The organism is Clostridiales bacterium, assembly GCA_030016385.1.
GTDB lineage: Bacteria > Bacillota > Clostridia > Clostridiales > Oxobacteraceae > JASEJN01.
Genome location: JASEJN010000098.1, coordinates 1 through 5,830 on the forward strand (window position 1 = coordinate 1; position 5,830 = coordinate 5,830).

At 38.9% G+C, this 5,830-nt stretch carries 6 protein-coding genes and 1 tRNA gene; 4 read left to right on the forward strand and 3 right to left on the reverse strand.

The features are described 5' to 3' along the window. Positions 1-217 precede the first annotated feature (217 nt). Positions 218-1,147 (reverse strand): patatin-like phospholipase family protein, encoded by a 930-nt coding sequence (locus QME45_14270; GenBank protein MDI6619796.1) that lies wholly within the window; start codon positions 1,145-1,147, stop codon positions 218-220. Between the two features lie 133 nt (positions 1,148-1,280). On the opposite strand from QME45_14270, the gene QME45_14275 reads away from it, so the two are divergent. Beyond that, positions 1,281-2,147 carry an RNA methyltransferase gene (locus QME45_14275; protein MDI6619797.1) on the forward strand — a complete coding sequence of 289 codons (867 nt, stop codon included), beginning with the start codon at positions 1,281-1,283 and terminating at the stop codon, positions 2,145-2,147. 123 nt (positions 2,148-2,270) lie between these two features. Here the strand turns inward: QME45_14275 and QME45_14280 are convergent, their stop codons facing one another. Next, a complete protein-coding gene (locus tag QME45_14280; GenBank protein MDI6619798.1) occupies positions 2,271-3,560 on the reverse strand; it encodes a glycoside hydrolase family 18 protein in 1,290 nt (429 codons plus the stop codon). Between the two features lie 125 nt (positions 3,561-3,685). On the opposite strand from QME45_14280, the gene QME45_14285 reads away from it, so the two are divergent. After that, a complete protein-coding gene (locus tag QME45_14285) occupies positions 3,686-3,874 on the forward strand; it encodes a hypothetical protein (GenBank protein MDI6619799.1) in 189 nt (62 codons plus the stop codon). Positions 3,875-3,983: 109 nt separating this feature from the next. Here the strand turns inward: QME45_14285 and QME45_14290 are convergent, their stop codons facing one another. Further along, positions 3,984-4,178 (reverse strand): hypothetical protein, encoded by a 195-nt coding sequence (locus tag QME45_14290; protein ID MDI6619800.1) that lies wholly within the window; start codon positions 4,176-4,178, stop codon positions 3,984-3,986. Positions 4,179-4,592: 414 nt separating this feature from the next. On the opposite strand from QME45_14290, the gene QME45_14295 reads away from it, so the two are divergent. Both QME45_14295 and QME45_14300 read left to right on the forward strand, forming a co-directional pair. After that, positions 4,593-4,679: transfer RNA gene (locus QME45_14295), tRNA-Leu, on the forward strand. A 107-nt stretch (positions 4,680-4,786) separates the two neighbouring features. Next, on the forward strand, positions 4,787-5,545 hold the full coding sequence (locus tag QME45_14300; protein MDI6619801.1) for a nucleoside phosphorylase: 759 nt from the start codon (positions 4,787-4,789) through the stop codon (positions 5,543-5,545). The last annotated feature ends 285 nt before the right edge of the window (positions 5,546-5,830 follow it).

The following is a 5,830-nucleotide window of genomic DNA, read 5'->3' on the forward strand; positions in this document are numbered from 1 at the left end:
GGTTTTTCATTCGCAATTTTTACCAGTAAAAAAGCTAGCACAACGAGTTAAATTATATTTGAATTATAACATTATTAAGATAAATTAACAAATAATGGTGGCAGTAGGACAGGCACAGGGACGGTTAATAAAAACTCATATGGCTGAAAAAAACAGGAGAATTTATTAACCGTCCCTGATCCTGACTGTTGAAAGATTTGTTAACCGTCCCCAATTGCTAACCTTTTCTGAATGTCTCCACATATTCTGCAAAATTCCAATTGCCTATGAATTTATTTGCAGCATTATAACCGGAATTAAAAAGAGCGGTACATTTTTTACGGCTTAGACTAAACTCCGTTGCTTTTGTTCCCGATGTTGAAATAGGTATAGTCCTTACGAAATCTTTATTCTTCAAGTGTATTTCTTCATGCTCTTCTATCATTGTATCTATGATATCCAGAGTAAATGAAACGATGTCTGATTTGCCGGACCCGGTCCTTGACACTTTGGATCCTAAAAGTTTAAAACCTATTGTAGGCCATCTCGGTTTTTTATTAACGTCGAAGATCCATATGGGGAATTTGCTGAGTACCCCGCCATCGACGATGTAACTGCATCCTGTGCTGTATTTTAACTTAACGGGCTTAAAGAAAAACGGTATGCTTATACTCATTCTTACAGCTCTTGCAATGTCGAATTCCATAGGGTCCATACCGTATTTGACGAGATCATCGGGCAAAATGAGCAAATCTTTTTTTGTTATATCTGCCGCAACGATTTTAAGACGGGATTTTCCTTTGACTGAAACATCTTTAAATTTTGTTATGCCTTTCTTTTTAAGATTGTTCCTCATCCACTTCTCAATATAATTGCCGCTATAGATGCCCTTATCTATAAGAAAACATAAAGGCTTTCCAAGCAGAGGTATCGACTGAAGCCCGCCTTTGTCCAGCAAGCTTTCAAAATCCATCTCAAAGATGATTTTTTTGAGTTCATCTCTGGTATATCCCGCAGCTATCATGGCGGCGACCATGGAGCCTGCCGAAGTTCCTGCAACATTGTTCCAAACATAACCTTTTTCCTCAAGGCAGCACAATGCCCCGACAAGTGCTATGCCTTTAACCCCTCCGCCGTCAAATACGGCATCAGCCTTTAACACAGTAATCCACTCCTATTGATATAAAAATAAATGCATAAGTGCATTCTATATATGATATGAAGGATAAGAAGAATATGTTAAAATATTTTTAGAAAAATATAGATTACGGTTAATATATATTGAAAGGATAGATAATAAAATGGACTTTAAGGAAGTACCGGCTGAAGAAAAAGAGAAATACTTCATCGATAAATATAGAAGCAAAGTAAAATTTGCAGGACCCCATCATGGCAGGATAAAGCAGATACAATCGTTGATAAGCAATACAAAGCCTAACCCCAACAGGTTTTTTATTATAGAAGGCATATGGGCGTGCGAAAAAGCTCTTGAATATAACCTTCAGATAGAAGCGTTCCTGTTTTGCCCGGAGCTTATATTCAGCAGCGAATCCATAAAAATAGTGGATGACTTTATAAATGCGGCAAATGATTCGTATATGGTTTCAAAAAAAGTTTTATTAAAAGTAAGCGAGAGGGACAATCCCGATGGCTTGCTTGCCATATGCAGGCTTCCCGTGCATACTATAGACGATATAAGGCTTAAGGACAGAAACATAATAGTCGTACTTGACGGCCTTGAGATACCGGGGAATATCGGAACTATAATAAGGGCGGTTGACGGTGCGGGGGGAGATGGCATACTTATATGCAACCACAAGGCCAGGCTCACACATCCAAAATTAATAAAAAGCAGCCAGGGGTCCAATTTTAAAATACCTGTAATAGAACTTGATACAGATGAGGCGATAAAATGGCTGAATAAAAACGACTTTAGCATAATACTCACGGATACAAGAGCTGAAAGGGGATATTATGAAGAAGGGTATGAGGGAAGGGTTGCAATAGTTGCAGGAAGCGAGAAATACGGTATATCCGAAAAGTGGTATGACAATCGTCATAAAATGGTCTCTATACCGATGCATGGGGATTGTGACTCTTTAAACGTTGCTATTGCTACATCGATAGTATTGTATGAGGCAAAGCTCAAACAGGAGGGCAAGATATAATAGTATTCTTCGAATATAAATATAACCTTAAAAGAAGCATGTACCGTGGAGTTTTTGCATGCTTTGTATGATAGAATCATCAAAGCTTAAAAATCTTATGCGGTACATGCCGGTAATTTAAGGTCATACCCTTTTTCTTACAATGAAATTATCCTGAAGAAGCAGCCAGTTCTGAGGGAAATCCTTCCCCAGCACCCAGTAATAGAAACCACGTATCCCAAGCTCTTTTACAAGGTTAAACTTTGCCTGTATGCTCCTCGCATCTTCAAACCATACTTCATGCCGTCTCCCCTGTGAATCGGTATAATTATAATGTGGAGATTGTGCAGTCGTATCGTATTGTATGGCTACATTGTTCCTTGCAGCTCTCATTATCGCTTCCTGCATGCCTATCGATTCTGCAAATTTGCCGCCGGGAACATAAGGAAGAGTCCAGTCATATCCGTATAGAGGGATGCCCATCATAATTTTATCTTTTGGCACTACGGATATCGCGTATTCCATTACTCTTCTTACCTGATCTATCGGAGCTACTGGAAGAGGAGGGCCGCCTGACCATCCCCATTCATATGTCATAAAAAATATGAAGTCCACAATTTCACCTATAGCTTTATAGTCATGCCCTTCATATAATATACCCTTTTGATCTCCCGATATTTTTGGGGCAAGAGCCGCTGATATAAAAAAGTTTCTCTGCCTTAATCTTTCTGCTGCTTTTCTTAAAAAATCAGTATATCTTTCGCGGTTTTCAGCGCCAAGATATTCAAAATCGAAATCAAGGCCCAAATAGCCCTTGCGTGTCATTGTGGAAATAGCCTGATCCAGTACTTTATCCTGCAATGACGGGTTTGATAATATCGTAGTTGCAAGGCCCCTTTTGAATGTTCCTCCTTCAAAGTTTGTCAGGACCATAAGCGGTACCGTACGATGCCTATATGCCGCATTAATGAGAGGCTGGTCTTGAATATCCGTAGTAATGCTTCCGTCAGATCTTACAGCATATTTAAATATAGAAAGATAAGTAAGATTATCTGCGACTTTATCTATCTCGGATGGCGCCCTTTCAGGGCCTGTTATCAGCGGGTCTATATAAGCTCCGACATCCACAGTCATCCTTGGTCTTTGAGGTATATACAGCCTCATTCCTGCGTATATCTTATTGGGATCCGTTATCGAATTTATTCTCAAAATTTCAGAAACAGGAATATTATACTGCCTTCCGATCTGGTAGAGGCTTTCTCCCGGTTCCACGAAGTGGTAGCTCCCCCAAATCGGTATAACAAGCGTCTGCCCGACAACTAAGTCATCGGGGTTTGGCACCATGTTCGACTGTATCAGCCGCTCCAATGGTATGCTAAACATCCGTGCGATGCTAAACAGCGTGTCGCCGGATTTGACTACATATATCTGCAACAAATTTCAGCTCCTTTTATCACAGTATATTACTATGATATTCAGTGAAAACTTAAGCTGTTACAGAAATTTTTGCACTTAAAAATGTATAAAAAATTCGATTCGTAATATAAGTTTATGTTATTTTGAGCGTTAGACAGGCTGATAAAAAATTAAGAAGAGCACGTAATGATATACCTTGCACCACCATAGATAACTTATTATTCAGCCATGATCTGCCGACCATGACCAAACAGTTCATTATCTATGATAATGGTTCGTTCGAACGTTCAAGATATCTGATCGATCATATAATACCTCACGGCACTATATGATCGAGAAAACATGTGGCCTGATGTTAAAATCAATACCCTGAATGCTCTTAGCTCGACCCTGCATGATAAGTTGGGACACCGCTGCAATCAATAATATCAGTATATTAACTTATACCCACATATTGGTGTAAATACACCAGTAAAGAGTTACAATCAATATATCAGTATGTCGACTGCAGTAAAGCCTTTCCCCACCATGCAGAATCTTCCCTCCGGCTGCATACAAGCCTTTCGACCTGTATGAAACCTTTGGCCGGCTCATATATACCCCATTTAGAGCATATATAAGTCTTGGCTCCACCATTACGTACCCTTCGTTATTTATAATAACCAATTATAAAAATAAAATACTGGTATTATAATCCATTTGATGATTCCTCTTTTCATAATATTCTCCATATAATTTATCTTCAATTTGTAATATGAAATCAGGCATAAATAGGATTATGTTATTTTGAGCGACGAATGAACATTATGAGAGTTTTGATAAGTTCTTGGCCTGCTGCCGCATAAGAATCCTTAGAGCTTTTGATTGTCTGAGTGAAGATAAGTTTCAAAAGCTCTTGGATTCTTAAGGCGGCTGGCCTTAGAACTTATAAAACTTGAATTTAGCGAATGAGTGTCCAAAATAACATAGAGCTCATATCGCGAATCGAAGATTCAACTTTTTTCGTCTTGATTTTTTATATACCGTATGTTATTATAATTTTGTTATTGCGCCGCTGTGATGGAATTGGCAGACGTAGTGGACTCAAAATCCACCGCTGGCAACAGCGTGCCGGTTCGACTCCGGCCAGCGGCACCATCAAAAATCCATGTGTTAGGATTTGGACTTGCACATGGATTTTTTTGTCTGCTTATGATAAAATTTATATATGAATTTTGGTAGTATGCTATATCGGGAGGTACGTGATGATAACAGAAACATTTGATGACAAAACGGAAGCCATTATCAACCCGGATAGTTGTTATGGAAAACGGAATAAAATTTGTGACATTTGCATCGTAACTTTCTCGAATATTGTAGTTGAAAATATTCTTGCAGATTTTAACTGTACGCAAATCGCTTCAATCGGCTCGGTGAATGGCAACATCCCCATTTTTAAGTTTGTATATAAAGGTAAGGAATTTGCATTTTATATGACGTTGATATCTTCGACCGGGTCTGGAACATGTATTGAAGAAGCACATTGTTTAATCGGCGCAACAAAATATATTATGTTTGGCGCTTGCGGAACATTAAACAAAGCGATCACTGCAGGAAAATTGATTATTCCCACACATGCATACCGTGATGAGGGATTTTCTTACCATTACGCCAAGGCAAAGGATTATATTGAAATAAGAAACTCCAAAAAAATTGCTCGGGTTTTTGATAAACTTGGCTTGCCTTACGTTATGGGAAAGACGTGGACCACTGACGGCATTTACCGTGAGACAAGGGGCAACATGGAAAAAAGAAGATCGGAAGGCTGTATTGCCGTAGAGATGGAATGTGCTGGCGCTCAGGCAGTATGCGATTTCAGGGGGTTGGAATTCTACGATTTTTTAATAAGCGGAGATCTGCTCGATGCTCCCGAGTGGGATAGAAGAATTCTCGGAGGCAGCGAGGAAAGGGGCCATCAGCTCAGCAATTTTTATATTGCGCTTGAGCTCGCAACAAGAATATAGCATACTTTAGCGGCTTTGAATCCTTAATGGCTATTCATCAGGATATTTCAATGGCGCAGGTAATTATGTCCTTCAAGGATAAATATTGCAGATAAGCATAATAGAAAGTATAGTAAGCCACCCATGCCATGAAGGGAACATTTCGCATATTGTAGAGAATGTTTCCTTTTTAATCGCTTTTACAGTTATCATATCATGAAAAAATTTTATAATTACTTACTTCGACTCGCAATATGAGTTTATGTTATTTTGAACACTCATTCGCCAGATTCAAGTCTTGTAAGT